The organism is Clostridium sp. AM27-28, assembly GCF_003480955.1.
In the GTDB taxonomy this organism is placed as follows: domain Bacteria; phylum Bacillota; class Clostridia; order Lachnospirales; family Lachnospiraceae; genus Otoolea; species Otoolea fessa.
In genome coordinates this window covers 106,072-132,651 of sequence record NZ_QUJT01000005.1, presented here as the reverse complement: position 1 = coordinate 132,651, position 26,580 = coordinate 106,072, and the positions used below count along the sequence as shown (strand labels likewise).

At 49.1% G+C, this 26,580-nt stretch carries 22 protein-coding genes and 1 other annotated feature; of the genes, 3 read left to right on the top strand and 19 right to left on the bottom strand.

The window, feature by feature from the left end:
* Positions 1-157: 157 nt before the first annotated feature.
* The 6 genes from DW720_RS07400 to DW720_RS07375 form a co-directional block, all read right to left on the bottom strand.
* The gene (locus DW720_RS07400; RefSeq protein ID WP_118472869.1) at positions 158-2,575 is read right to left on the bottom strand and encodes a DUF6449 domain-containing protein; all 2,418 of its coding nucleotides are present in this window, start codon (positions 2,573-2,575) and stop codon (positions 158-160) included.
* Entirely contained in the window at positions 2,550-3,449 is a 900-nt protein-coding gene (locus DW720_RS07395; RefSeq protein ID WP_022358565.1) for an ABC transporter ATP-binding protein, read from the bottom strand. Before DW720_RS07395 ends, DW720_RS07400 begins: the two co-directional genes overlap by 26 nt.
* The gene (locus DW720_RS07390) at positions 3,436-3,828 is read right to left on the bottom strand and encodes a GntR family transcriptional regulator (protein WP_107000076.1); all 393 of its coding nucleotides are present in this window, start codon (positions 3,826-3,828) and stop codon (positions 3,436-3,438) included. Before DW720_RS07390 ends, DW720_RS07395 begins: the two co-directional genes overlap by 14 nt.
* Positions 3,829-4,011: 183 nt before the next feature.
* Entirely contained in the window at positions 4,012-4,305 is a 294-nt protein-coding gene (locus DW720_RS07385) for a hypothetical protein (protein WP_118472870.1), read from the bottom strand.
* Between the two features lie 329 nt (positions 4,306-4,634).
* Entirely contained in the window at positions 4,635-5,432 is a 798-nt protein-coding gene (locus DW720_RS07380; RefSeq protein ID WP_118472871.1) for a TIGR03915 family putative DNA repair protein, read from the bottom strand.
* A 20-nt stretch (positions 5,433-5,452) separates the two neighbouring features.
* Positions 5,453-7,063: a putative DNA modification/repair radical SAM protein gene (locus DW720_RS07375; protein WP_118749448.1), complete on the bottom strand. Its 1,611-nt coding sequence runs from the start codon at positions 7,061-7,063 to the stop codon at positions 5,453-5,455.
* A gap of 287 nt (positions 7,064-7,350) precedes the next feature.
* On the opposite strand from DW720_RS07375, the gene galE reads away from it, so the two are divergent.
* Entirely contained in the window at positions 7,351-8,376 is a 1,026-nt protein-coding gene (gene galE, locus DW720_RS07370; RefSeq protein ID WP_117795725.1) for a UDP-glucose 4-epimerase GalE, read from the top strand.
* A gap of 199 nt (positions 8,377-8,575) precedes the next feature.
* Here the strand turns inward: galE and sigK are convergent, their stop codons facing one another.
* Entirely contained in the window at positions 8,576-9,205 is a 630-nt protein-coding gene (gene sigK / locus DW720_RS07365) for an RNA polymerase sporulation sigma factor SigK (RefSeq protein WP_022358454.1), read from the bottom strand.
* Between the two features lie 133 nt (positions 9,206-9,338).
* Positions 9,339-10,676: an MATE family efflux transporter gene (locus tag DW720_RS07360; protein WP_118749447.1), complete on the bottom strand. Its 1,338-nt coding sequence runs from the start codon at positions 10,674-10,676 to the stop codon at positions 9,339-9,341.
* A gap of 475 nt (positions 10,677-11,151) precedes the next feature.
* Here DW720_RS07360 and nhaC point away from each other — a divergent pair, with 475 nt between their 5' ends.
* Together nhaC and DW720_RS07350 are read left to right on the top strand one after the other, a co-directional pair.
* Positions 11,152-12,540 (top strand): Na+/H+ antiporter NhaC, encoded by a 1,389-nt coding sequence (nhaC, locus tag DW720_RS07355; protein ID WP_118749446.1) that lies wholly within the window; start codon positions 11,152-11,154, stop codon positions 12,538-12,540.
* Positions 12,541-12,695: 155 nt separating this feature from the next.
* A complete protein-coding gene (locus tag DW720_RS07350; protein WP_118749445.1) occupies positions 12,696-13,574 on the top strand; it encodes an MBL fold metallo-hydrolase in 879 nt (292 codons plus the stop codon).
* Between the two features lie 94 nt (positions 13,575-13,668).
* On the opposite strand, the gene DW720_RS07345 is transcribed toward DW720_RS07350, so the two are convergent.
* The 11 genes from DW720_RS07345 to DW720_RS07295 form a co-directional block, all read right to left on the bottom strand.
* Positions 13,669-14,463: an ATP-binding cassette domain-containing protein gene (locus tag DW720_RS07345; RefSeq protein ID WP_117796464.1), complete on the bottom strand. Its 795-nt coding sequence runs from the start codon at positions 14,461-14,463 to the stop codon at positions 13,669-13,671.
* A 47-nt stretch (positions 14,464-14,510) separates the two neighbouring features.
* Positions 14,511-15,416 carry an ABC transporter permease gene (locus DW720_RS07340; RefSeq protein ID WP_118749444.1) on the bottom strand — a complete coding sequence of 302 codons (906 nt, stop codon included), beginning with the start codon at positions 15,414-15,416 and terminating at the stop codon, positions 14,511-14,513.
* Between the two features lie 92 nt (positions 15,417-15,508).
* Positions 15,509-16,588 (bottom strand): ABC transporter substrate-binding protein, encoded by a 1,080-nt coding sequence (locus DW720_RS07335; RefSeq protein ID WP_243099715.1) that lies wholly within the window; start codon positions 16,586-16,588, stop codon positions 15,509-15,511.
* A gap of 85 nt (positions 16,589-16,673) precedes the next feature.
* Positions 16,674-17,010 (bottom strand) — a binding site (T-box leader).
* Positions 17,011-17,302: 292 nt separating this feature from the next.
* Complete coding sequence (locus DW720_RS07330) at positions 17,303-17,722, bottom strand: C-GCAxxG-C-C family protein (protein ID WP_118749443.1); 420 nt, start codon at positions 17,720-17,722, stop codon at positions 17,303-17,305.
* Positions 17,723-18,069: 347 nt separating this feature from the next.
* On the bottom strand, positions 18,070-18,972 hold the full coding sequence (argF, locus tag DW720_RS07325) for an ornithine carbamoyltransferase (protein ID WP_022358782.1): 903 nt from the start codon (positions 18,970-18,972) through the stop codon (positions 18,070-18,072).
* A 2-nt stretch (positions 18,973-18,974) separates the two neighbouring features.
* The gene (locus DW720_RS07320) at positions 18,975-20,153 is read right to left on the bottom strand and encodes an aspartate aminotransferase family protein (protein WP_107000102.1); all 1,179 of its coding nucleotides are present in this window, start codon (positions 20,151-20,153) and stop codon (positions 18,975-18,977) included.
* 123 nt (positions 20,154-20,276) lie between these two features.
* Positions 20,277-21,143: an acetylglutamate kinase gene (gene argB / locus DW720_RS07315; RefSeq protein WP_118472016.1), complete on the bottom strand. Its 867-nt coding sequence runs from the start codon at positions 21,141-21,143 to the stop codon at positions 20,277-20,279.
* Positions 21,143-22,351, bottom strand: coding sequence for a bifunctional ornithine acetyltransferase/N-acetylglutamate synthase (gene argJ / locus DW720_RS07310; protein WP_118749442.1), 1,209 nt, complete (start codon positions 22,349-22,351; stop codon positions 21,143-21,145). Before argJ ends, argB begins: the two co-directional genes overlap by 1 nt.
* 295 nt (positions 22,352-22,646) lie before the next feature.
* A complete protein-coding gene (gene argC / locus DW720_RS07305) occupies positions 22,647-23,585 on the bottom strand; it encodes an N-acetyl-gamma-glutamyl-phosphate reductase (protein ID WP_118749441.1) in 939 nt (312 codons plus the stop codon).
* A 22-nt stretch (positions 23,586-23,607) separates the two neighbouring features.
* Positions 23,608-24,999 carry an argininosuccinate lyase gene (gene argH / locus DW720_RS07300; protein WP_022358445.1) on the bottom strand — a complete coding sequence of 464 codons (1,392 nt, stop codon included), beginning with the start codon at positions 24,997-24,999 and terminating at the stop codon, positions 23,608-23,610.
* Between the two features lie 129 nt (positions 25,000-25,128).
* The gene (locus tag DW720_RS07295) at positions 25,129-26,379 is read right to left on the bottom strand and encodes an argininosuccinate synthase (RefSeq protein ID WP_022358444.1); all 1,251 of its coding nucleotides are present in this window, start codon (positions 26,377-26,379) and stop codon (positions 25,129-25,131) included.
* Between the last annotated feature and the right edge of the window lie 201 nt (positions 26,380-26,580).

Sequence of the window (26,580 nt, the reverse complement as noted above, 5' to 3'; positions counted from 1 at the left end):
TGCAAAACCAAAGCGTCTGATATTTTCTCATAACGATTCAGCCGGTTTTTGCATCAAATACATAAACCGGCTGAACCGCTACGTTTCCCTTTATTTTAGCCCCTACGGGGGAGAAAGTCAATCTTTTGCATCCCTGAATCAACTCCAGGCAGCTTTTTTAATACGCAAACACCCGGTTCAGCCGCATCAATTCCGGTGTCAGGCCGAAGGTCGATTTCACAAACTCCGGAACCTTGCCATAGCGGAATGAGCGCTGGTAGATGCCATACTGACCCGATTCATCCATTTCATAGTCCGCCGCATATTCCCCATCATACAGGGCATTCTGACCGGCATCCACCGTATATGTCTGACCTATCTCATTTTCCTCCATTGAATTTACCGAATCCCTCAAATCATCCTCTGAAACTGCCCCTGTGTCCTCTGTACTGGACACATATACTGCAATATTGATCCCCTGATATGCCTCCGCCATTTGATTGATCTGCACCATATCATCCGAAGCGGAGTTTGCAAGAATTTCTGCAATCTGTTCCGGATCTGTAATCGTTACCTCGCGTCTGCTGTCATTCTGAAGATACTCCCGCTGGCGTTTTCCAAGCTCTGTATCTGCCGGTGCCAGCTGATCCTCCGGAATCTTGCCGCCCTGATACTGAAGCACGATTTTTTCTGTGTTTTCCGGTGTCACCTTGCTGCCGACCTCGGTACCACACTGTTCCAGAATCGCGATCGTCTCCTGGAAGGACGGATAAATCGGATAATAATCAAACTGGTTAAATGTGTCATAATAGCCGCCATTTTTACGAATCACATCAATCATCGCCTGCATCTCATTTGTCTTAAACTGAATCTCCGCGATCGGCATCTCCTCCCGGCGCATATCCGGCGTCAGAGCCATCAGCTCTTTCTGGTATGCAGCAAGAAGTGCCACCTTCGTCTGCTCATCCGGAAGCTTCACATGGCTGCAGTCCTCTTCCTCTTTGTAATTGATGCCTGCGGCATCGTCTGCCTGTAGGGACAGCACCGGGTACATTCCCAGTTTATAGCTCTGATTTTCATAAATGGAATCTAGCTGTTCCCGCAGCTCCGATACATTGATCGTGCGGTAATTACGGTAAACGGTTTTTCCATTGTTCAGATGCCAGGACAGCACGATCGAATCATAGCGTGAATCCAGATCCGCCTCACTCATCCAATCCTGTCCGCCGTTCAAATGCTTCCGCTGTCTGGAAGCTGTCTCGATGCCCTGCGCGCCAATTTCCCGCAGGACACGGATTCCATCCTCATCCGAGATCTGCATTTTATCTGCCACATCTCCCTGGGACGCCCATTCCATTCCAGCACTGTAGCCATCCCTATACATTCTCGGAGTCACATGGTAAGCCCCTACCGCATTGTTGTCCAGTGCATCACAGTAAATACCCGCGTATGCAACCTTGTCATCATCCGGCAGATAGCTGTCATATCCTGCCACATCCAGGCGGAACCCTAAGAAAATGGCTGCCACTGCCACCGCACTGATGACAAGCTGTCTCTTATGCGCAAACAAGCTCTTAAAATCGAAATGATAGATAATTTCGATCAGGCAGCTGGTGATGAGCAGTCCGCAGATCAAGCCAAACACGGTCCAGATATCATCATTCAGGATTGACCGGAAAATCATTCCGGAAAACAGCGTGATCGGCACAACCAGAAGGAAACGGATCACCGGCTCACTTACCTTAAATGCCATCGCTCTTCCCGCCGCCTCAGACGGGCGTTTCCGGTACAGGAACATTCCCAGGCCAAAGAGCAGGGCTGCCACTGCCAATGCAATGACTGCCATCCGGGTAGGATGATCCGAACCAGTTGCCGTGCCGTACCAGAAAACCGGTGAGGTCCGCTCGCACCAGCGCAGCAGGAAATTGCCATTGTCATAAAACGTCATGAAGTATTCGGAAAAATACGTCGATACCACTGCAGCCACACCCGGTCCCCAGCTAAAAAGCACGCCGGTTCCCAGTAAACCCACGATCAGATTGCCTGTCAGAATCACTGCCAGCACAACCGTCATGTACACCAGTGTAAAAAAGCACATATGCTGTACATACCCAATCAACAGGGTTCCCCATGAAAATGGTGCGCCCTTTACCTGCAGCATCACTCCTGCCGCCAGCAGAAATACCAGATACGGGACTGCCAGATACAGGATACCGTCCAGGCAGGTCACAGTATAAAGCATTTCACGGCTGATCGGAAGGCTGTGAAAAAAATCCGTTTTCTTTTTCGAATGGAGATACGAAAAACCGGACGCTGCCAGCACCACTGCCGCCACAATCAGGATAAATACCAGCATTGCATTCTGGATCGAATACATATTCAGCATCTCATTGGTCAGCTTTAATTTTGCTTCTGCTAACGCCGCTTCGACGCTCAGATCTTTAGACAAGTTATCCGGACGCAGCATTATGCTGGTTTCCAGCGCTGTCAGGACCGGAAACAGAAAAAAGCACAAAAGTGCGGTAAGCGCCACGCTCCAGAGACGCTGCTTCGTATTTTCTCTCATATATTTAAAAAACAAGCCTTTTGATGTCATAACCAGCCACCTCCGTTTCACTGATAAAGATCTCTTCCAGGGAAAGCGGTATCATTTCAAAAAACACCGGATGATACGCCTGTAAAATTGTCTGAATTTCTTCCCGTTTTCCGCGCACGGTAAGCGTCAGGAGACTTCCCCTCTGTTCCGTCTTTATAATATCGATTCCCTGCAAATCGCTGCTCCCCACTCCCGCCGGAAGCACACACTGAATCTTGTGAATATTTAACTTCATATCGTCCAGATCCTTTGAGAGAAGCATTCCTCCCTTGTGAAGCAGACCTACATGGTCGCAGATATCTTCCAGCTCCCGCAGATTATGGGAGGCGATAACCGGCGTGAGGTTCCGCTCCTCGATATCATTGGCAAAAAGACTCTTGACCGTCTGCCGCATGACCGGATCCAGCCCGTCAAACGTCTCGTCGCAGAACAGATAATCGGTTCCCGCGCAAATGCCCAGCAGCACAGCGAGCTGTTTTTTCATACCCTTCGAAAAGGTCTGCACCTTCCGCCGGCTTTCCAGTTCAAAATTCTTTAGCAGTTTATCAAACCGGGCTGCATCAAACTTCGGATAAATCCCCTGATAAAACACCTTCATATCTTCCGCCGTTCCATTGCTTAAGAAATACGGCTCATCCGGGATATAAAAGCACCGTGCCTTTACCTTTGTATTCTCAAATACCGTCTCATCATCAACCGTAACGCTTCCTTCGTCCGGCTTTAAAATACCGGCTGCCATCCGCAAAAAAGTACTTTTTCCGGCGCCGTTGGTTCCAATCAGACCAAAGACACTTCCATTGTGAATCTCCGCATGGATATGATCGACTGCCACTGTATCATAAAAACGCTTCGTCAGGTTCTCAGCCTTTATCATTCCTGTTTCCTCCTTCCTCACTTCCATAGCTCTGGATGACCTGCTCCTGGAACTCCAGCATCGTGATGCCGGTTCCTTTTGCATCCCGGATCAGAAGTTCCAGCTGATCCCAGATCTCCTGCCGCTTCCTCTCCCGAATCTGCCGGTTATCCGCCACAAAACTGCCCCTGCCCTTAACCGAATAAATATATCCCTGGCGTTCCAGCTCTGCATACGCCCGCTGGATCGTATTCGGATTCATCGACAACTCCGTTGCCAGACTCCGCACGGATGGAAGCTGACTGTCCTGCTCCAAAATCCCCCGGACCATCAGATCCGACAGCTTCTCAACAATCTGCTCATAGAGAGGTCGTCGATCTTTATAATCAATCAGAATCATGCTCACATTCTCCTTTCCTCCATTCTGCCCTGTATCAAAAATCATAAGTGTATTAGTTCATTTAATACAGTTATAGTATACAAAAAGGGCAGTCGATTGTCAACCGACTGCCCTCTTACGATTTTCTTAACAACCTTTTTGGTTATATCCGAATAGAAACAAACTTCTGCAATCAAAGATTGATTACTGAGCCTGTGTCTCCTCAGCTGCCTCAGTCTCTTCTGTTTCAGCCTCAGTCTCCTCAGCTGCCTCAGTCTCTTCCTCAGATGCCTCTTCGGTCTCTTCCTCGGAAACTTCCTCAGTCTCTTCTGTTTCAGCCTCAGTCTCCTCAACTGCCTCAGTCTCTTCTGCTGCTACAGTCTCCTCTGCTGCTGCAGTTGTCTCCTCTGCTTTGCTGCCGCAAGCGGTCAGAGCAGATGCTGCTACCATTGCACTCATAACTAAGATTGCTGCTGTTTTTGTAAGATTCTTTCTCATAATTATTCTCTCCTCTTTAAAACATACGATTTATGTTTTCTTGTACCTCATCGGTACAGGACTTATAATAAAAACAAATTATGTCCAAAATATGAACAGATAATTAACATTCACTAAATAAATCCCATATTTCTTACAAAAAACGAAAGTTTTCGTAAGAAAAATCCTTGTTTCTGTTGGTTTTACATCATTTTTTTAAGTCTTTAAATCTTAATATATATGCGGCAGTTTTCTCGTTTCAATGCTGCTTTTTCCCAGTTTCCAGCTTATTTCTATTCTTTTTTCGTTTCTTTATGAACAATTTTCCCGATTTTGTGTTTACGATTTGTTCACAATTTAGCCAAATTTGAACGGTTGGAACCGGACTGAAATTCCGTCATATATTTCCGGTAGCGAAGCGGCAGGCGCGTTCGCTGGCAGGCTGGATTTTCCCGCTCCTTAATTCCTATCTGATGAAAAAATGCACTCCAGAGCGCCGCATATTCGCTCTGATCGGTTTTCCCGGAAAGCGCCTGCAGGGGTTCTGTCTCAGCCCCGCGCATCATATACCACCGCCCCTTTCCTGTCCAGACTCCCGCTTCCTGATGATTTTTATCATAGATAATAAATGGTTCCGATGGCAGGCGATCCGTAAAATACGGCATCAGCAATGCCGTCACCCGGTTTTTCGGACCAATCTCAGAAAACAGTACCTGATCGGAATATTCCGCAAACCGCATAAATTCTATCTGCAAATGCGCTTCATTGGCAACCGCGCGGTTGATCTGAAAGACTGTCTGCACCGCCGGTATCTGTAAATTGTCCGTGATACGTCTCCCTGCTGCCCCTGCGCCAAATCCACAGACCAGAAACCGGTAGACCGCCTCTGCCCGATCCTCCCGTTCACTCAGTGCCGTGCGGTAAATCCAGCTGTACGCCAGTTCTGACAGGGATCTGCGCACCGAGCGCACGACTTTCTGCGCCTTGAGCTGATCCACCGCCACCTCCCGGTACTCCGAAAACAGGCTGTAATTATATTCGCCCTGTACTTCCAGCCGCACGTTCTCATGCCCCAAGCGGCTGCTCCAGGCATCATATACTCCTGTGAATATGCCTTCCGGACTGTCTTCACATACAAATACAACCATTTTTCTCTCCTCCGTTCGTTTCATACCTGCGCCATATGAAAATCATCAAACAACGACATCTGGCGGTACAGCCCGCTCTGTGACAGCTGCCACTGCTTCCGCTTTTCTTCACTGACTAGCTGTGCCGCGATCGCATCCTCATGGATCTGCACCGGGTACATCATCCGCCCTGAACAGGTAATGAAGTATACCGCCCGCTTCAACACAACTCCCATCTTTTTCAAATCTTCAAACCGAAGCGCCGTCTGCTTTCTCGCAGCGACAATCCGCATCGCAGACTTTACCCCGATGCCCGGAACCCGCAGAAGCATCTCATACGGTGCCCGGTTTACCTCCACCGGAAACTCACCCAGATTCTGCAGCGCCCAGTCGCACTTCGGATCCAGAAACACATTAAAATTAGGGTGCTTTTCACTCAGAAGTTCCGATGCCCGGAAGCCGTAGTAGCGCATCAGCCAGTCCGCCTGGTACAGACGGTGTTCCCGCAGAAGCGGCGGTCCGTCCGGAAGATCCGGAAGCAGGCTGTCCTCATTCACCTTGATAAACGCCGAATAAAAGACCCTCTTTAATCCAAAATTCCGATACAGCGCTTCCGCGACCGCAACCATCTGATAATCACTCTCCGGAGTCGCCCCGACAATGAGCTGTGTGCTCTGACCGCCAGGGACGAAATAATTCTTGCGGTTTGAGATATTTCCCAGTCCGAAACTGCCATAGATCGATCGTCCTGGGATGACACGGGGGATCTCCGGTGTATGTGTCCTTTCAACCCTTTCATCCATTCTCCCCGGTTCTTTCGACCTCATAAATCCTTTTACACTGTCTCCACCCTGCCCCCACTCCCTCTTATTCAGGCTCAGAATTCCCTTGTCAGCCTGCAGACATTCCCTTTCCCCTTTTCCTATCGCTTTACCACCAATTCCATATCTCCCGTCTCCCGGAATCTGAATTTCTCCGCGCTCTTTCTGCGGAATCCATGCTCCTCTGCTCTCCAGGCGTCCTTCCTGATCCAGCTGTCTCGCGATCCCGGTCTGGATCTGACGCATCGGGCGCAGTATCTTGTCCCGCGTCTTTCCCGGCGCCAGGCGCGCCAGACCATCAGCCGTCGGAAGCTCCAGATTCACACTCATACGGTCCGCCAGAAAGCCTACTCTCTCAATCAGCTCCGGATCTGCCCCCGGAATTGCTTTCACATGGATATAGCCGTTAAACCGATGGATGCGGCGAAGCCGGTACAAGGTCTGATACAGTAGTTCCATCGTGTGATCCGGCGTGTCCAGCACGCCGGAGCTTAAAAACAATCCTTCTACATAGTTGCGCCGGTAAAATTCCATCGTCAGACGGCAAACCTCCTCCGGCGTAAAGGAGGTGCGAACCGTGTCATTGCTCCGCCGGTTGACACAGTAATGACAGTCATAAATGCACTGGTTCGTAAACAAAATTTTCAGCAGGGAGATACAGCGCCCATCCGAAGCAAAACTGTGGCAGATGCCGTCCACCCGGCTGTTTCCAAGAAAGCCTTCCTTTCCCTTTCTACCCACGCCGCTGGAGGTGCAGGCGGCGTCATACTTTGCCGCATCCGATAAAATACTTAACTTTTCTTCGATTGAAAGATTTTCCTGTATCAGCATGAGATTCTGCCTCCTCCCGTTTCTCGAACATTAGTTCTGTACTTATCATATCACACTCTCTTTTTAAATGCAAGCTGTTTTTCGAACACACATTCTATTGTCATGCACACTATATCCGAGCCTTTCCAATCTACGCAAAGCATTGTTAAATTTCCTCTTAAAATATAATTTCGATAACACATGACAATATTTCCGATTGTTTTCCTCGCAAGCCGCGTTTATAATAAAGAAAGATTGAAGGTATAGAATGAATTATTCTTATAGGTAGGATGAAGGAGGAGTTTACAATGGCTATTTTAGTTACTGGAGGCGCCGGTTACATCGGCAGTCATACCTGCATCGAACTTTTAAACGCCGGATATGAGGTTGTTGTCATGGACAACCTTTACAATGCCAGTGAGGAAGCGCTGCGCCGCGTGGAGAAAATCACCGGCAAGCATGTAACCTTTTACAAGGCAGATATGCTGGATCGCGAGGCAGTCAATGAGATTTTTGAGAAAGAATCCATCGATTCGGTCATTCATTTTGCAGGCTTAAAGGCAGTCGGGGAATCCGTTGCGAAGCCACTGGAATATTACCACAACAATATCACCGGAACCCTGATTCTCTGCGACGTAATGCGCAATCATGGCGTCAAGAAAATCATTTTCAGCTCCTCCGCTACCGTATACGGAGATCCGGCATTCGTCCCGATCACCGAAGAATGCCCGAAAGGCAAAATCACAAACCCTTACGGTCAGACAAAGGGAATGCTTGAGCAGATTTTAACTGACCTGCACGTGGCAGATCCGGAATGGAATGTCGTTCTGCTCCGCTACTTCAACCCAATCGGTGCACACAAGAGCGGTCTGATCGGCGAGGATCCGAAGGGAATCCCGAACAACCTGGTTCCTTATATCGCACAGGTTGCTGTCGGCAAGCTGAAATGCCTCGGTGTCTTCGGCAATGATTACCCGACTCCGGACGGAACCGGTGTGCGCGATTACATCCACGTAGTTGACCTTGCAGTCGGTCATGTAAAAGCACTCCAGAAATTTAACGATAAGCCAGACGTATATATCTACAACCTCGGCACCGGCAAAGGCTACAGCGTACTCGATGTTGTCAAGGCTTACGAAAAAGCCTGCGGCAAAACAATTCCTTATGAAATCAAGCCGCGCCGCGCCGGCGATATCGCAACCTGCTACTCCGATGCTACCAAAGCAAAAAATGAACTCGGCTGGGAAGCTCAGTACGGCATCGAGGAGATGTGTGCTGACTCCTGGAAATGGCAGTCGATGAACCCGAATGGATATCGGGACGCTGAGGACTAAGAGATGAAAAAGAATGTGCTTGGCACATTCTCGCGCCGAGCGCGGTCGCTTGCGACATGTTTCTGCTTCGCGCGAGTGCGCATCATTGGCACGTTAGCGCCTTTTTGTGTAATAGGGAATTCCAGGAAATTTCCTATTACATGACAAAAGCGGCTGACAGATGTCCATCCTAACATCTGCCAGCCGCTTTTTCTGTTCTTTATTTGTGTTCCGCAAATCCCCGCCGCATTTTTTCCAGCGCCCGCTTCTCGATCCGGCTCACATAAGAACGCGAAATCCCAAGTCTGGCGGCAATCTCCCGCTGCGTCTGTTCCTTTCCGCCAAACAGCCCGTACCGGCTGCGTAAGACGATTTTCTCTGTTTCTTTTAAACACGCTTCATAGGCGCGGTAAAGCTGTTCAATTTCCTGCTTTAAAATAATGGTTTCCAGAACTTCTTTTCCTTCTGCCTCCAGCACATCCATCCGGCTGACGGTTTCTCCATCTTTATCTACCCCGATCGGGTCATATAACGAGATATCCTTTGCATATTTTTTACCAGCACGGAAGGTCATCAGAATCTCATTCTCAATACATTTCGCCGCATATGTCGCCAACCGCGATCCCCGCTCCGGATGAAACGTATTGACCGCTTTAATGAGCCCGATGGTGCCAATCGACAGGAGATCTTCCATTTCATAATCTGTACCCTGATATTTTCTGGTCACATGCGCCACCAGCCGTAAATTTCGCTCTATCAGAGTATTGCGTGCCTCATGGTCTCCCTCTTTCATGCGTTCCAGACAGGACCGTTCCTCTCCAGGTGTCAAAGGCTTTGGAAATGTATGCAAAGAAAAAGCCACCCTGAAGCTTACTTACTGATAGTTTATGCTTCGGCGGCTTTTCCAGTGCACCACTTGCTTTTCCGATTTTAGAAAGGGATCTAAAAATCATACCATCCAGCCGGTTATTAATCCGTTGCGTCTAAAAATATTGATACCTCTTTCTCTTCGCCACCAAAAAGATAACTGACACCGTCACGGACATACACTCCGCCACGATAATTGCGCCCCAGATTCCGTTCAGGCCCAGGAGCAGCGGCAGAATGATAACCGATGCACTTTCAAACACAAGAGTACGCAAAAAAGCTATCAGCGCCGAGGTCAGTCCATCTCCCAGCGCCGTAAAAAAGGCGGAACTGAAAATGGAGAAACCGCAGAATAAGAACGAAACCGCATAAATGGAATACGCATGTACCGTCATGTCCAGAAGCCCGGCATCATATCCTACGAAAATAGCTGCCAACGGTGCCGCCATCACCTCGGACAGCAGCAGCATGCTCAGAGACGCCGCCGCGATCAGAACCACACTGCGCTTTAGCAGGTTATTTAGCTCCTTTTTATTTCCTGCGCCGTAGTGATAGCTGATAACCGGAGCTACGCCGGTCGCATAACCGATGAAAATCGCAAGGAAAATAAAGTCCACATACATGATGGTTCCGTAAGCTGCGACTCCGTTTTCTCCCGCGTAGCGCATCAGCTGCGCGTTATACAGCATGCCGACAATGGACATGGAAATACTGCTCATCAATTCCGATACACCGTTGGTGCAGGCACGTCTGAGCGCTCCTCCATCCCACTTTGGTCTGCGAAGGCGCAGGCTGCTGCTGTTCTTCCGCAGGAAATAAACCAGCGGTATCGTTCCGCCTATGATCTGTCCCATCGCAGTCGCCATCGCCGCTCCGGCAATTCCCCAATGGAACACTCCCATGAACAGAACATCTCCCGTCATATTGAGCACACCCGAAATGATCGTTACAATCAGCCCCAGCTTCGGCTTCTCCGCCGTCACAGAAAGGCTGCCAAACGCATACTGCAGCATTAAAAACGGAAGCGCCACCAGAATGATCCGTCCATACCGGATGCAGTCCGCCAGCATCTCTCCCTTCGCGCCAAGAAAGGAAGCGATCTGCGGTAAAAACAGAATACTGATAACCGCAATTACCAGACCAGAAACAACGGTCGCAGCGATCAGAAGGGAAAAAATCTCCTGCGCCTTCTCACGCCTGCCCTCGCCCATAATCCGGGCGATCAGGGCACTTCCACCCGTGCCGAACATAAATCCCATGGCACCTACGACCATCAGAAACGGCATAATGAAATTGACCGCCGCAAACGGCGTTTTTCCTACAAAATTCGATACAAAATATCCATCTACCACTCCGTAAATGGAGGTAAAAATCATCATTAAAATAGATGGAATTGTAAACCGGATCAATCTCCCAAAACCGAAATGATCCGATAACTGAATCCTCTGTTCCATAACATTCTCCTGTCAAATTTTTAAGTAATTCTGCCATTATATCACGATTCGCATCTTCGATGCTTACCGCTGCTGACGCAGCTATCGTGATCGCCATTCGCCGTTCGCCAGAAATCTGCAAGCAGCTTTCTGGCTCACTTGCGCTCATTATATCATAATTCTTCACATCACGGAACATCACCTGCACCTCTTCTCCGTTACTGTTCACGCATACGTGCCCAGTAACGGAATTTGCCGTGGCTTCGCATTTAAATACGGCAAATTCCTGCTGCCACCACGTTTTCTTACGGCACTTTCGGTTCCAAAAGTGCCTACCCGTGAATACTCTCCCCTTGAGCCAAATAATTATTATTCCTACGGTTGATTTTTTCGGAATTATTCTGTATAATGAAAATAAATTTACAATTTAACGCGTTAAACCTCAACGCATTAAATTCAAAAAAGCACGACTTTCACATTAGGGAGGAACTATGTTATGAGCGAAGACAAAAAATTAAACATGCCTCAGTCGCTTCTGCTTCTGCTCCTGATCATCGGAGCGGTTGCAGTCTGCATCCGGCTGAAAACGGGCGGACCGATGATTGGACTATTTATGAGCTGGATCATCATCTATCTGTTTTGTAAGGTATTACGCATAAATTATGAGCATGTTGTAAACGGCGCTTACGACGCGATCCGGGTTGTCGTTCCTACCCTGTGCCTGCTCATGGCAATCGGCGTCATGATCGGTACCTGGCTGCAAAGCGGCACGATTGCAACCATCATTGTCGGCGGTTTAAAACTGATCAACCCGACCTGGCTGCTGCCTCTGACCCTGATTTTCTGTGCCGTATTAAGCCTTGTGACCGGAACCTCCTACGGTTCCGTCGGCAGTGCCGGTGTTGCCATGATGGCAATCGGCAACGCGATGGGCATCCATCCTGGCATGGTGGCAGGTGCTGTCATCTGCGGCGCGATGTTCGGTGACAAATTAAGCCCGCTTTCCGACACAACCAACCTGGCTCCAGCGGTTGCTGGATCTAAATTAAACGACCACGTGCGTTCCATGCTCTGGACCACGCTTCCGACCTTTGTCATCAGCCTGGTTCTCTTTGTAATTCTTGGCATCAGCCAGACTTCAGGGAACTATGAAACTGGAAATCTTCTGACATACATCGATGCCCTGCAAGGTGAGTTTAAACTTGGCTTCATCACTCTGCTGCCAGCCATCGCAATCATTATTCTGCTTTTATGCAAAGTAAACGCGGTTGTCTCCCTTGGTCTTTCCGCCATCTGCGCCGGAGCTGTCTCTTTCTTCTATCAGGGCGCAACTCTGCAGAGTATCATCCGTGTTGCTTACAACGGATACAGTACCAGCATTGAGGAAGGTATTTTACAGACCATCTTAAACCGCGGCGGTATGAGCAGCATGCTTCAGTATGTGGCAATCATCTGCTTTGCAGTTGGTATGGGCGGTATGCTGGATCGCCTCGGCGTTCTCGGCAATCTCTTAAACGCCATCGTAAATCACATCAACAGCGATGGCAGCCTGATTGCAGCAAGCCTTTTAGTCGGCTATGTAACCAGCTTAATCAGCTGTTCCCAGCCGATGTCCCACGTCCTGACTGGAAATATGATGAAACCGCTGTTCAAATCCAGAAAAATCGCACCAGAAATCCTTTCCCGTACCCTTGAGGACGCAGGTACTTTATCCGGTCCGATGATTCCGTGGCACGGTTACTGTGTATACATGGCTGGAACCCTCGGCGTTGCCTGGTCAGTATTCTTCCCATACCTGTTCTTACTGTACTTAACACCTTTGTTCAGTATTTTCTATGGATTTACGGGAATCTCCATCCGGCATACAGACGACGCTCAAAATTAAACCTTTCACTTGATGAAAACAAAAGGATCGAAACATATATGCAGCCTTTGACACAGTGTTTACCTGTGCAAAGGCTGAACACATCTAATTTGCCCGAACTTTTTTCATGATTTCGCGCAAAATATATTACATATGAATTTAGGAGATGAATATTTATGATGGAAACAAAGCTTGTACTTCTCGGAACCGGTACCCCGAATGCCTGCCCGAATGCCAGCGGTCCTTCTTCCGCAGTTGTCGTAGGCGACCGCGCTTATCTTGTAGATTTTGGTCCTGGCGTTGTCCGTCAGGCGGCGAAAGCATACCAACAGGGAATTGATGCCCTGCGCCCGGACCAGCTGATGATCGCATTCTGCACACATCTGCACACCGACCACACGGCCGGCTATCCGGATCTCATTTTTACCCCGTGGGTGCTGGAACGCCCAAAGCCGCTGAAAGTATTCGGTCCAAAAGGCATCCAGAACATGACCGAACATATTTTAAAAGCATATGAGACGGACATCGACTTCCGTATCCACGGCTTTGAAAAAGCCAACGAAAATGGCTACAAAGTCGAAACTACCGATATCCAGCCTGGTATCATTTATCAGGATGACCGCGTGACGGTTGAGGCATTTCCAGTCAGCCACGGTACGCTTGAAAGCTACGGATTTAAGTTTACAACGCCGGATAAGGTGATCGTGATCAGCGGTGACACGGCTCCGCTTGAGATCGTGGCGCAGAAAGCGGAAGGCTGCGATATTCTCCTCCATGAGGTCGAGTACACCGCCGGACTCTCCGCCAGAGAGCCAAAATGGCAGAAATACCACCAGGAAGTTCACACTCTCAGCGTTGATCTGGCAAAGATTGCCGCCAAAGCGCACCCGCGGCTTCTGGTTACCTACCACCGTATCTATCACATGGAAATCCAGGACAACACCCGCGATGTCGAGGCTGAGATGGCGCGCAGAAACACCGCCATTTTGCAGGAAATCCGTGATGCCGGATATGAAGGTGCCGTTGTAAATGGACAGGATTTAGATGTATTCTAAGAAAAATTTAAGGGGCTGTGAAATAAGTCCCTAAACAAAATGGGGATGTAAAAACTCAATCGAATTTTTTTACATCCCCATTTCGTTTTATCTTCTACGCCAGCATCATCCGGTCATTATCAAATGCCTTCTTCTTTTTCTCCGCATAGCAGTCTAAAAGGTCATTTACCCCCATTTTCGCTCTCTCCTCACCGCCCAGATCCAGGATGATCCGCCCTTCATCGAGCATGATCGTCCGATTTCCGGTCGTGAGCGCCTGCGATAGATTGTGGGTGATCATCAGCGTCGTCAGGTGGTTTTCCGACACAATCGACCGCGTGATCTCCATGACCTTATCCGCCGTCGCCGGGTCAAGCGCCGCTGTGTGCTCATCCAGAAGAAGGAGCTTTGGCATGACAAGCGTACACATGAGAAGCGTCACAACCTGTCTCTGACCACCTGACAGAAGCCCTACCTTCGTCTTCATACGGTTTTCCAGATCCATATGGTACTTCTCAAGCTCTGTCCGGAATAGATCCTTTTCCTGTTTGCGGACCGCACTTCGAAATGGCTTCCGATCTTTCCGGGTATATGCCAGCGCCAGATTTTCCTCGATCGTCAGATGCGGCGCCGTTCCTTTCATCGGATCCTGGAACACGCGCCCGATCTGGCGCGCCCTGCGGTGCTCCGACAGAAAAGTAATGTCCTGACCATCCAGGAAAATCTGTCCCTGATCCAGCCAGTAATTGCCGCAAATCGCATTAAAAAGCGTCGATTTTCCCGCTCCGTTGGAACCGATGATCGTCACGAACTCCCCATCATCCAGATGCAGGTCCAGTCCGTTCAAAGCGTGGTGCTCGCTCGCCGTACCAGCGGAAAATACTTTGGTTGCCTGTTTTACATCTAACATAGTACATCTCCATCTTTTATCCCTGTTTGTAACTGCTTTCCAGGTTATTATTTACACATATCTTTTTCTCTCGTCCGCTTCATCTTTGAAAGCCCCATCTGATAACGGATCGCCGGAAGTGCCAGCGCCGCTGCTACGATGCACGCCGATACCAGTTTTAACGCATATGCCGGAAAAATCTGGCTCTTGGTTGCCGCTGCGATGATATAACGGTAGATGATCGAACCGAAAATCGAGGAAAAAAATCCGATTTCCAGACCTCTTTTTCCAACAATCACTTCGCCAATGATGACCGATGCCAGACCTACGACCAGCATACCGGAACCGGAATTTACATCCGCAAATCCCTGATACTGGGCAATCAGACCGCCGCTGACCGCTACCAGTGCATTGCTGAATGCCAGCGCCGTGATTTTCATCGCGTCTACATTGATGGAGGACGCGCTCACCATCGCCTCATTATCGCCCGTCGCCCGGATGCAAAGTCCCAGATGCGTCCGGAAGAAAAGAATCAGCAGCACCAGGCAGACTGCTGCTGCCGTGATCGCAATCACGAGTCTTGCCGCCTCTTTTGAAAGTCCCAGGCTTTCTGCCGCTTTAAATATGGTCGGAACATTGATGAGGGAAATATTCGGGCTGCTTCCCATCACAATCAGGTTGATGGTGTAAAGCCCGCACATTGTGAGGATGCCAGCTAATACCGCATGAATCCCCATCTTCGTCTGGAGTACGCCTGTCACACAGCCTGCCAGCGCCCCGGCCATAGCTGCTGCCACGATCCCGGCAACCGGATGCCCCGCCAGCGTGCAGACCGCCGAGGCTGCCAGTCCCAGCGTAAAACTCCCCTCCGCCGTCAGATCCGGAATATTTAAAATGCGGAATGTGACGTATATTCCAAGCGCCAGTATTCCATATAAAAATCCCAACTGCAGGGATCCGATCACCAGTGTCATGTGCGCTTCCTCCTATTTTCAAGTTCGTTTGTAATTACTCCGCAAATTTCCACAATCAATGAATGTGCGTACCAGCCAGACTGCTATATATCTTACTCCGCATCCTTTACAAAGGTTGCCTCGTTCTGCACCTCATCCGAGAATGTGATTCCCAGTGCATCGGCTGTATCCTGATTGATTACCATATTGGAAGCCGGTACCACAACAGCTGCAATATCCTCCATCGCAGTTCCGTTTAAGTATTCCAGTGCCATATCTGCGGTCTGTGCGCCGATCTCGGTATCGCTAATCGCAATCGTTGCAAATGCACCGGAATCAACCATAACAGCGGAACTTCCATATACCGGAATCTTCGCATCTCTTGCCACTTCCGTTACCATCGGCATTGCACTCTGGATGACACTGTCATTCGGTACGAAAATCGCGTCAACCTCACCCGCTAAAGACTGTGCCGCCTGCTGTACTTCAGATGAGTTCGTAACAACCGCCTCTTTATAAGAAAGTCCCTGATCGTCTAAATATTTTTTTGCATTCTCCACGGTGCTGACGGAATTGATCTCGCTTGTATTATACAACATTCCGTAGGTCTTACAATCTGGTGTCAGCTTATCGCTCAGTGCGAAAATATCCTCAACCGGAATCGCATTGGAAGTACCGGTTGCATTCTTATCCGGCTTTTCCATATCGGTAATGACACCCGCGCCGACCGGATTGGAAACAGCGATAAAGAATACCGGAATATCCGTCTCCAGGTTTACCATCGCCTGGGTCGCCGGAGTCGCAATCGTTGCAATCAGGTCAACACCGCTGTCTGCCATCTCCTGGCAGATGGTATTCAGCGCTGCCGCATCGCCCTGTGCATTTTTGTAAACAATATCGACTTTACCACCTGTATATTTTTCAGTCAGCTCCTCCGAGAAACCATCTCGCATATCTGCAAATGCACCGTTATCAATCATCTGGATCACGCCAACCTTGATATCGCCCTTTGCCTCGCTGGCTGCTGCCTCCGATGCGTCTCCATTTTCAGAAGCCGCCTCAGAATCAGCCGCTGCTGTCGTCTCTGCCGCATTCGAGCCGCCACAGCCCGCCATCGTCAGTGCCATTGCCGCTGCCATCGCTGCTGCTGTTCCTCTTTTTGCCATCATTCCAAATCCATTCATTTTTCTCATAATACTCTCCCTTTCCGCCATCCTGGCTCTCGCTGATTTTGATTCCCAACGAAATATAAAATCCCCGGCGCAGACAAACTCCTGCGCCGGGGACGAATAAACAAATATCGTGGTGCCACCCCTGTTCTCAGACCTTCAAACTTTATATAAAAAAGCAGATATTCTCACATAATGGAAAATATCTGCCATCCAGTCTGACTCATTCTACGGTACGGAAAACATAAACGTGATTGATAATGCGAAATCAGATATGCTCTCGATACCCTACCCTTTAACGCAGAGTTACGGCTGCAGCTACTCGAATCACTCTTTCACCTCGCATCTCCCAAATCCATTCCATACAGCCCTTCATACCGGTTTCCACCAAGCCCGGCTCTCTGTGATGTACCTCTGTATGTACTCGTTTTGTTCATCGACTTTGTAGTGTTGTATTTAATTTTTTCATAGTTTACCACTATGTTTTTAAGTTGTCAACCCTATTTTTGAATTTTTCTTTATCATCGGCAAAATCGGGTTACTGTTCACAGGTAGGCACTTTTGGAACCGAAAGTGCCGTAAGAAAACGTGGTGGCAGCAGGAATTTGCCGTATTTAAATGCGAAGCCACGGCAAATTCCGTTACTGGGCACGTATGCGTGAACAGTAACAAAGTCGGCTGCCCGCGCGTTGCTGTACGGCACTTACAGTTTCAAACGTGCCCATTTGCGAGGATATATTAGAACAATACTTCTCCGATAATCTCCACCGCATCGCTGATGCAGTCCGGACAGGCACGCAGCACATTTCCCGTTTCCACACCCTTCAAATCCCTACAGACCACGCTCTGGTTCTTCTCAAGGAAACGCGCGATGCACTCTCTGGCATCCTTATAAGAAACCGCCTTCGAATTCGCCAGCTCCAGATCCCCGGTACTATCCTTCAGCCCCGCCAGCACAGCCGCCGCCGAAATGGCCCCGCAGGTACCATTCATGCCGCCCATGCCAAGACCAAGCCCCTCCGTCACCTTAAACAGCGCCACCTTGTCCAAATCCACCTTATCCGCAAACGCACACGCCACCGACTGGGCACAATTATACCCCATTGCATGAAACTGAGACGCCTGCTGCTGACGCGCTGAAATCTCCTCTTTTGTCATACTGATACCTCCTAAAATTTTCTTAATCTGCTAAATTTTTTATATTGTACTATTTATGCCAATTATAACATACATTTCCACCTTTTAAACACCCCAAAAAGCATACAACATACAGCGCCAGAAGCCAAATGCCCTCCGTTGCATTTGCAGGAGTCTTGGTAACTCTTGGCTCGCAGAGATTTGTGTTAGAGTTCAAAATACACCTGTCTGAGCGAAGCGAGTTTGTATTTTGGACTCTGCTTTTAACAAATCTATGCAAGCCTAGTGTTACCGGCTCCGAAACCGCAACGGAGGGCATTTGGCTTCTGGCGCGTCACCTTGCCATTTTTATGCATTTCTATATATTTCTATTTCATCAGCGTAACCATAACCGCCTTCTGGGCATGCAACCGGTTTTCCGCCTCTTCAAAGATCTCTGACGCATGTTCTTCAAAGATCTTCTCGGTAATCTCCTGTCCACGGTAAGCCGGCAGACAGTGCATTACCATCGCCCCCGGTTTTGCCGCAGCCATCAGTTCATCATTGATCTGATATCCCTGGAATGCCTGCTGGCGGATCTTCTTCTCTTCTTCCTGACCCATGGAAGTCCATGTATCTGTGATGACAACGTCTGCATTTTCCACTGCCTTGATCGGATCATTTACCAGTGTAAATGCGTCATTGCCAGCTGCGAAATCCAGCACTTCCTTCGCCGGACGGTAATTATCCGGAGTTGCGATAGATACCTGCATATCCGATTTCAGACCGCCTACGATCAGGGAGTTCGCCATGTTGTTGCCGTCGCCGATGTAACACATCTTGAGCCCTTTCAGTACGCCGTATTTCTCACGGATCGTCATCAGGTCAGCCAGTACCTGGCACGGATGGCAGAAATCAGTCAGACCGTTGATGATCGGGATAGAACCGTATTTTGCCAGATCCTCCACTTCTTTCTGCTCATAGGTACGGATCATGATGCCGTCCAGATAACGGGACAGTACGCGTGCGGTATCCTGTACCGGCTCACCGCGTCCGATCTGTAAGTCGCGGGAGGAAAGGAACAGTGCCTGTCCGCCGAGCTGGAACATACCTGTCTCAAAGGAAACTCTGGTACGGGTGGATGACTTCTGGAAAATCAGGCCGATAGATTTGCCCTCCAGAAGACGATGTGAAATGTGATGTTTTCGTTCATATTTTAACTGATCTGCCAGATCCAGGATCGAGGTAATCTCCTCCGGTGTGCAGTCTAACAGCTTTAATAAATGCTTCATGTCTAAAATACCTCCCTCATAGCAGCGATTGCCTCGTCCATCTCCTCTTTCGTGATGACAAGCGGCGGAAGCAGACGGATCGCCTCTGTACCGGCTGTCAGGACCAGGACGCCTTTTTCCATCAACTGACTGACCATCGCAGCTCTCTCATCTTTGTCCACTACGATGCCTAACATCAATCCCATGCCGCGAACAGTCTTTACCTTTGGAGAACCGATCGCTAAAATCTCCTTTTTCAGGTACTCGCCCTTTTCCTGAACCGATTTCAGGAATTCCGGCTTATTTACGATATCTAATACGGTATTGGCAGCCGCACAGCAGAGCGGATTGCCGCCGAAGGTTGTACCGTGCGTACCGGCGCCCAGTACATCCTGGCATTTCTTATCCGCCATAACAGCACCGATCGGAACACCGCCGCCGAGTCCCTTGGCCATACTGATGATGTTCGGCTGAACGCCGTACTGCTCATAGCAGAACAGGCTTCCGGTACGTCCAATGCCCGTCTGAACCTCGTCAATCAGAAGCAGGATGTCCTTCTCCTTGCAGAACTCGGCAGTTGCCTGTACAAATTCCTTATCAAGCGGAAGGACGCCGCCCTCGCCCTGAATCATCTCCATCATGACAGCGCAGGTCGTACCATCGATCTTGCGCTTCATGTCTTCGATATCATTGGCTGCCGCATAATCAAATCCTTCCGTAAATGGGAAGAAATACTGATGAAACTTGTCCTGTCCGGTTGCCTTTAATGTCGTCACGGTACGTCCGTGGAAGGACTGTTTCAGCGTGATAATCTTATTTCTTCCCTCGCCGTATTTGTCAAAGGAATACTTTCTTGCCAGCTTGATCATACCCTCGTTGGCTTCCGCACCGGAGTTTGCAAAAAAGATTTTTCCCATTCCGGCTGCATCGACCAACTTCTTTGCTGCCTGCACCATAGGCTCGGTGTAATACAGGTTGCAGGCGTGCATCAGCTTATGTGCCTGCTCCGATATCGCAGTCGTCAGCGCATCGTTGTCATGACCAAGACTGTTGACACCGATGCCGGAGGTCAGATCAATGTATTTCTTTCCCTCCGTATCCCACAGCGTCGCGCCTTTTCCGTGATCCAGCGCAATCGGAAAGCGGCCGTATGTATGCATGATATATGTTTCTTCGCCCTGCTTGATTTCTTCAAATGTCATAAAAAACCTCCTAAGTCATAAAAAACCTCCTAACGCCCACATCTGCCCGCAAAGCTTCCAGCATCCGTCCTGCATTTCAGCTAAAACAGCCCGGATTCGTGCAGAATCTAGTTCATCTGCTGTTTACGAGAACATGGTTCCTACACCGTCATTGCTCAAAAGCTCGACCAGAATCGAGTGCGGCACACGACCATCCTGGATATTGGCACGTTCTACGCCCTGGCGCACTGCCTCAACGCAGCAATCTACCTTCGGAATCATGCCGCCGGAGATCACGCCCTCTTTGATGAGTGCCGGAACCTCGGAAACTTTCAGTCTCGGAATCAATGTCGAATCGTCTTTCGGATCGCGCATCAGACCGCATACATCCGTCAGAAGAATCAGTTTTTTCGCTTTCAGTGCCACCGCCAGCTTCTCCGCTGCCGTATCTGCATTGATGTTATAGTTTGTCTCCTCGTCCATGCCTGCTGCCACGGATGAAACAACCGGGATAAAGCCCTCATTTAAAACATCGAGAACGACTTTCTCATTGACTTCTTTAATATCTCCCACATAGCCGTATTCCGTTCCATCCGGATCGACTAACTGGATCGCCTTGAAGAGTCCGCCGTCCATGCCGCCCAGACCAACGGCATGTCCGCCTGCTTTCTCAAACAGGGAAACAAGGTTTTTGTTAACCTTGCCGCAGAGAATCATCTGGACAATATCCATCGTCTCGCGGTCTGTGTAGCGCAGACCTTTGACAAATTTAGACTCTTTTCCGGTTTTTTTGAGCATCTCCGAAATCTCCGGACCGCCGCCGTGTACCAGCACGACCTTGATTCCTACCAGATTTAAAAGGACGATATCCTCGATCACCGCCTGCTTTAAATCTTCATTAATCATGGCGTTTCCGCCGTATTTTACAACGATAATTTTACCTGCATATTCCTGAATATAAGGCAGTGCCTCTACCAGGACTTCTGCGCTCATTTTTGATCCTGTTTTCATCACGTCCGATAATCTCCATTAATCTTCACATAATCATAGGTCAAATCGCATCCCCAGCAGGTAGCGCTTCCGCTGCCTTCCTGAAGTGTTACATTGATCTCCACTTCATCCTGGCTTAAGATTTTCTTTGCCAGATCTTCATCAAAATCAAGTCCTCTGCCGTCCTCACAGACCGCAATGCTGCCCTCTTTGGAAGCAAACTCGACTAACACTTTCTCCGTGTTAAACTCAGCTCCGGAATAGCCCATCGCGCAGAGAACGCGTCCCCAGTTCGCATCGGAACCGAACATTGCTGCTTTGGTCAGGGAAGAACCGGCGATGGATTTTGCCAGTACCTCGGCTGTCTCCTCATCCTTCGCTCCCTTCACGGTACAGGTCATCAGCTTGCTTGCGCCCTCGCCGTCTGCCGCAATCTTACGAGCCAGATCCTGCATGACCGTCTGCAATGCCTCGCAGAATGCCTCGTATGCCGGACCTTCTGCAGTAATCTCCGCATTGCCAGCCATACCATTTGCCAGAACGGTACACATATCGTTGGTGGAGGTATCGCCGTCAACGGTCACACGGTTGAAGGTACGTTTTACATTGAATAACAGCGCCTTGCGGATCATCTCGCTGCTGACTGCACAATCGGTTGTGATGAAGCACAGCATCGTTCCCATATTCGGGTGGATCATGCCGGAACCTTTGCAGATACCGCCGATGTGGCAGGTTGTTCCATCTATATCAAATTCAACAGCGATCGTCTTCACTTTTGTATCGGTCGTCATGATCGCTTCTGCAGCTACCAGGGAGTTGTCATATTTCATCTCCATCTCGCCTGCATGAGCCTCGATCGCCTCAACCGGAAGCGTCTGACCGATGACGCCGGTCGATGCTACGATTACATTTTCCTCCGAAACGCCCAGCGCACGCGCGCCTGCCTTTGCCTGTCTTCTTGCATTCTCCATGCCAAACGGAGCGCACGCGTTCGCATTTCCGGAATTGACAATAACCGCCTGTGCCTTTCCGTCGGCCAGATGTTCCTTTGTCAGTAAAATCGGTGATGCCTTGACGCGGTTGGTCGTATAAACCGCCGATGCGTTGCAGACACAATCCGAAAGGATCATCGCCAGATCCTTTTTTGTATGAGATTTGCGGATTCCACAGCGCATCGCGCCCGCTTTAAATCCTTTTGCAGCACAAACACCGCCTTCGATTATCTTCATATGACATTCCTCCTGTCATTTTTAATGTACTCTCGGAATCTTTCTGTGCTTGATTTTGTGAGATGTTTTTTTGTCAGTTGTGCCCAAATTTCTGAGGCGTACGCGGTGCGTACGTTGATGAAATTCGGGTGCGGCTGGCGGAAAATCAGCCACAAAAGCAAGTGCAGAAAGACTCCGAGAGTACATTTTTATATAACTTCGCGTCTATAGTCCCCCGCAGCTATTTTATGGTTTTATCTCTCAACCCCAAAATATCTAAAAAAACCATCTGCCGTTCTTTTATTATAGCACTTTTCTATAGTGCCAGTCCAGTTGTCTCCTCAAATCCGAGCATCAGGTTCATGTTCTGAACGGCTGCGCCTGAAGCACCCTTTCCAAGATTATCAAAGAGCGCCGTCACCATGGTCTGTTCCCCGTGACCATTGACAATCAGCTCCAGACTGTCTCGACCTGCCATATCTGCCGCCGCGATCATACCGTCATATCCAAACGGATGTACCTTAATGAGCTTCTGTCCGTCATACCAGCCAGCCAGCTTCTCATAGATATCTTCCGCGGTCGTCCCGCCGTTTAAGAGGCGGTTCTGAAGCTGGATCGTGACCGCCATTCCTTTATAGTAGTCATCCACGATCGGACTAAAGACCGGCGGATAATCAAGTCCGCAGACCTTCTGCATCTCCGGTAGATGCTTATGTTTCAGCGTCAGACCATAAATACGGGGTGCGAAATAGCTCTGCGGCTTCTCCGGCGATTCATACTCGGCAATCATCTTTTTACCGCCGCCGGAATAGCCGGTCAGGGAAAAGACTGTCATCGGATAATCCTTCGGGATGATCCCCTGCGCCACCAGCGGATAAACGGAAGTGATAAATCCAGTTGCATGGCAGCCTGGATTCGCCACCCGGCTGGATGTTTTGATCGCCTCGCGGTGCTCCTTTGAAAGTTCCGCCATGCCGTACGCCCATCCTTTGGCTGTCCGGTGCGCGGTAGATGCATCAATGATGCGCGCCCCAGAACCTTCCGCCAGTGCAACTGCCTCAACCGCTGCCGCATCCGGCAGGCACAGGAATACGATATCCGCCGCATGAATCAGCTTTCTTCGCTCTTCCATGTCCTTGCGCTTTGCCTCATCGATCAGAAGCAGCTCGATGTCCCCTCTTTTCGCCAGACGATCGTAAATCTGCAGTCCGGTTGTTCCTTCTTTTCCGTCTATATAAATCTTCGGTTTCGCCATTGTTCGTCCCCCGTTTCCTGTCCTACTCCTGAACCTTGTGTTCGCTTACAAATTTCTCAATCACAGAAATCTGGCGGGTTACTTCTTCCGGAGCCGGTCCACCAATCACCTTACGTCCACGTACACAGGTCTTTAAGTCTATCGCTTCATATACGTCATTCTCAAAGACATCCGAATGCGTCTTGTACTCTTCCAGAGTCAGATCGGCTAAAGACTTGTCCTCACGTACACACTGTGCAACCAGCTGTCCGACTGTCTTGTATGCATCACGGAACGGCATTCCCTTCTTGGTCAGGTAATCTGCACAGTCCGTTGCGTTGATGAAGCCTTTCAGAGCCGCTTTCTTCATATTGTCTTTCAGGATCTGCATCGTGGAGAACATTGGAGTCAGCACGCGCAGGCACTGTTTTACGGTGTCAATCGCATCAAAAACTGCCTCTTTGTCTTCCTGCATATCCTTGTTGTATGCCAGCGGAATACCCTTTAACATGGTAAGAAGGGTAAACAGATCGCCGTACACGCGACCGGTCTTGCCGCGGACCAGCTCGCAGACATCCGGATTCTTCTTCTGCGGCATGATGGAGGAACCGGTTGAAAATGCGTCATCCAGCTCTACAAACTTGAACTCCCAGGAACACCAGGAAATAATCTCCTCAGAGAAACGGGACAGATGCATCATCAGAATGGATAACGCTGCCGTCAGCTCTACGCAGTAATCACGGTCGGAAACACCGTCTAAGGAGTTGTTGGTCACTCTGGCAAATCCAAGCTGCTGGCGTACAAAATCACGGTCGATCGGATAAGTCGTGGAAGCCAGCGCGCCAGAGCCGAGCGGCATATCATCCATGCCCTCTAAGCAGTTTTCCAGACGGATTACATCACGGCGCATCATATTGGCATATGCCATCATATAATGTCCAAATGTAACCGGCTGTGCACGCTGCAGATGTGTATAACCCGGCATAACAGTTTCCAGATTGTTCTTTGCGCTCTCGCAGAGTGCTTCCATGAAATCGAGAATTTCCTTTTTGATCGCCACGATCTCTTTCTTCACGTAAAGACGCATATCCAGTGCAACCTGATCATTTCTGGATCTCGCCGTGTGAAGACGTTTTCCGGCATCGCCGATGCGCTCGGTCAGAATCTGCTCTACATTCATATGAATATCCTCATAATCCTGTGAGAAATGAATCTTACCTGCCTCAATATCCGCTAAGATACCTTTCAGTCCTTCGATAATCTTGTCTGATTCTTCCTTCGCAATGATGCCCTGCTTGCCCAGCATAGCCGCATGGGCCATGGAGCCTGTGATATCTTCCTTATAAAGACGACAGTCAAAGGAAATCGATGAGTTAAAATCATTTACCTCCAGATCTGTCTCTTTTCCGAATCGTCCTGCCCATAACTTTGCCATAAGTGTAAACTCCTTTTTATTCTCTGATTTAGAACCAATGCGACCATTGGAACCGGCAGATACCGGAAAACCAATGGTCACCATCGGCTGCGGGCTTGTCGCCTGCAGATTATTTATTATTTTCCTAAATTATTCTACGCTCGGAAAATGCTCGCCGGTCTTTGCTGCCAGAACTTCGTCGTTCAGGGCGCGAACCTTGATCGGAAGTCCGAACAGGTTGATGAATCCAGCGGAATCTGCCTGGTTGTAGCAGTCATCCTCATCAAATGTAGCCATGCCTGCGGAATACAGGGTGTATGGAGATGTAACAGATGCCGGAATGATGTTGCCCTTGTAAAGTTTCAGTTTTACATCACCGGTTACGGTCTCCTGTGTGGAATCAACAAACGCGCTCATTGCTTTGCGCAGCGGTGTGTACCACTGACCATTGTATACTAACTCAGCGAACTTGAGAGCCAGCTGCTGTTTGTAGTGCTGTGTCTCTTTGTCCAGAGTGATTTCTTCCAGTTTCTCATGAGCTTTGTAAAGGATAGCTCCACCAGGAGTCTCATATACACCACGGCTCTTCATGCCAACCAGACGGTTCTCTACAATATCCAGAAGTCCGCAGCCGTTCTCACCGCCTACCTTGTTCAGAACCTCGATTACCTTCTCTGCATCCATCTCCTCGCCGTTTACACTGGTCGGAACACCTTTCTCGAAGTGGATGGTTACATAAGTAGCTTTATCCGGTGCATTCTCCGGAGATACGCCTAACTCAAGGAATCCAGGTTTGTTGATCGGAGCCTCGTTTGCCGGATCCTCCAGATCCAGACCCTCATGGGACAGATGCCACAGGTTCTTATCCTTGGAGTAGTTGGTCTCTTTCGTAATCTTTAACGGAATGTTGTGAGCCTCTGCGTACTCGATCTCTTTTTCACGGGAATTCAGTTCCCAGAAACGCCACGGAGCGATAACATCCATCTGCGGAGCAAATGCCTTGATAGCCAGTTCGAAACGAACCTGATCGTTTCCTTTACCGGTACAGCCGTGGCAGATAGCGTCTGCGCCCTCTTTCTTCGCAATTTCAACGATTCTCTTAGCGATAATCGGACGAGCGAAGGAAGTACCTAACAGGTAATGCTCATAAGTAGCGCCAGCCTTCATGGTCGGGATGATGTACTCATCTACGAACTCTTTCTTCAGATCCTCGATGTACAGCTTGGAAGCACCTGTCTTTAATGCCTTCTCTTCCAGACCATCCAGCTCCGCACCCTGACCTACGTCAGCGGAAACTGCGATAACCTCACAGCCATAGTTTTCTTTCAGCCACGGGATTAAAACCGATGTGTCCAGACCGCCTGAATATGCAAGAACAATTTTATTATATTTCTTAGCCATTTTTCATTTCCTCCAATCATTTGCCTGCGTGATGCTTTTTTCTTTGTCCATCCAGTCAACTAAGACCGGCAGATTTATATGCCTCACGTGAAATTACCCAGATTATACCTCCTTGATCCTAATTATGCAATACTTTTTTTGCATTTTTATGAATAATTTTTGTATAAAAACGTGTTTTATGCATTTTTCATGTGTTTTATG

Excerpts from the sequence above, each read along its gene's own strand:
- DW720_RS07385 (WP_118472870.1), bottom strand. The coding sequence starts at position 4,305 with ATGAGAAAGAATCTTACAAAAACAGCAGCAATCTTAGTTATGAGTGCA.
- DW720_RS07330 (WP_118749443.1), bottom strand. The coding sequence starts at position 17,722 with ATGACAAAAGAGGAGATTTCAGCGCGTCAGCAGCAGGCGTCTCAGTTT.
- DW720_RS07380 (WP_118472871.1), bottom strand. The coding sequence starts at position 5,432 with ATGGTTGTATTTGTATGTGAAGACAGTCCGGAAGGCATATTCACAGGA.
- argF (WP_022358782.1), bottom strand. The coding sequence starts at position 18,972 with ATGAAGCATTTATTAAAGCTGTTAGACTGCACACCGGAGGAGATTACC.
- DW720_RS07345 (WP_117796464.1), bottom strand. The coding sequence starts at position 14,463 with ATGTTAGATGTAAAACAGGCAACCAAAGTATTTTCCGCTGGTACGGCG.
- DW720_RS07390 (WP_107000076.1), bottom strand. The coding sequence starts at position 3,828 with ATGATTCTGATTGATTATAAAGATCGACGACCTCTCTATGAGCAGATT.
- DW720_RS07400 (WP_118472869.1), bottom strand. The coding sequence starts at position 2,575 with ATGACATCAAAAGGCTTGTTTTTTAAATATATGAGAGAAAATACGAAG.
- argJ (WP_118749442.1), bottom strand. The coding sequence starts at position 22,351 with ATGAAGATAATCGAAGGCGGTGTTTGTGCTGCAAAAGGATTTAAAGCG.
- argH (WP_022358445.1), bottom strand. The coding sequence starts at position 24,999 with ATGGCAAAGTTATGGGCAGGACGATTCGGAAAAGAGACAGATCTGGAG.
- galE (WP_117795725.1), top strand. The coding sequence starts at position 7,351 with ATGGCTATTTTAGTTACTGGAGGCGCCGGTTACATCGGCAGTCATACC.
- nhaC (WP_118749446.1), top strand. The coding sequence starts at position 11,152 with ATGAGCGAAGACAAAAAATTAAACATGCCTCAGTCGCTTCTGCTTCTG.
- DW720_RS07340 (WP_118749444.1), bottom strand. The coding sequence starts at position 15,416 with ATGACACTGGTGATCGGATCCCTGCAGTTGGGATTTTTATATGGAATA.
- DW720_RS07360 (WP_118749447.1), bottom strand. The coding sequence starts at position 10,676 with ATGGAACAGAGGATTCAGTTATCGGATCATTTCGGTTTTGGGAGATTG.
- DW720_RS07350 (WP_118749445.1), top strand. The coding sequence starts at position 12,696 with ATGATGGAAACAAAGCTTGTACTTCTCGGAACCGGTACCCCGAATGCC.
- DW720_RS07395 (WP_022358565.1), bottom strand. The coding sequence starts at position 3,449 with ATGATAAAGGCTGAGAACCTGACGAAGCGTTTTTATGATACAGTGGCA.
- DW720_RS07295 (WP_022358444.1), bottom strand. The coding sequence starts at position 26,379 with ATGGCTAAGAAATATAATAAAATTGTTCTTGCATATTCAGGCGGTCTG.
- DW720_RS07320 (WP_107000102.1), bottom strand. The coding sequence starts at position 20,153 with ATGACATTTGAAGAAATCAAGCAGGGCGAAGAAACATATATCATGCAT.
- argB (WP_118472016.1), bottom strand. The coding sequence starts at position 21,143 with ATGAAAACAGGATCAAAAATGAGCGCAGAAGTCCTGGTAGAGGCACTG.
- DW720_RS07375 (WP_118749448.1), bottom strand. The coding sequence starts at position 7,063 with ATGCTGATACAGGAAAATCTTTCAATCGAAGAAAAGTTAAGTATTTTA.
- DW720_RS07335 (WP_243099715.1), bottom strand. The coding sequence starts at position 16,588 with ATGAGAAAAATGAATGGATTTGGAATGATGGCAAAAAGAGGAACAGCA.
- argC (WP_118749441.1), bottom strand. The coding sequence starts at position 23,585 with ATGGCGAAACCGAAGATTTATATAGACGGAAAAGAAGGAACAACCGGA.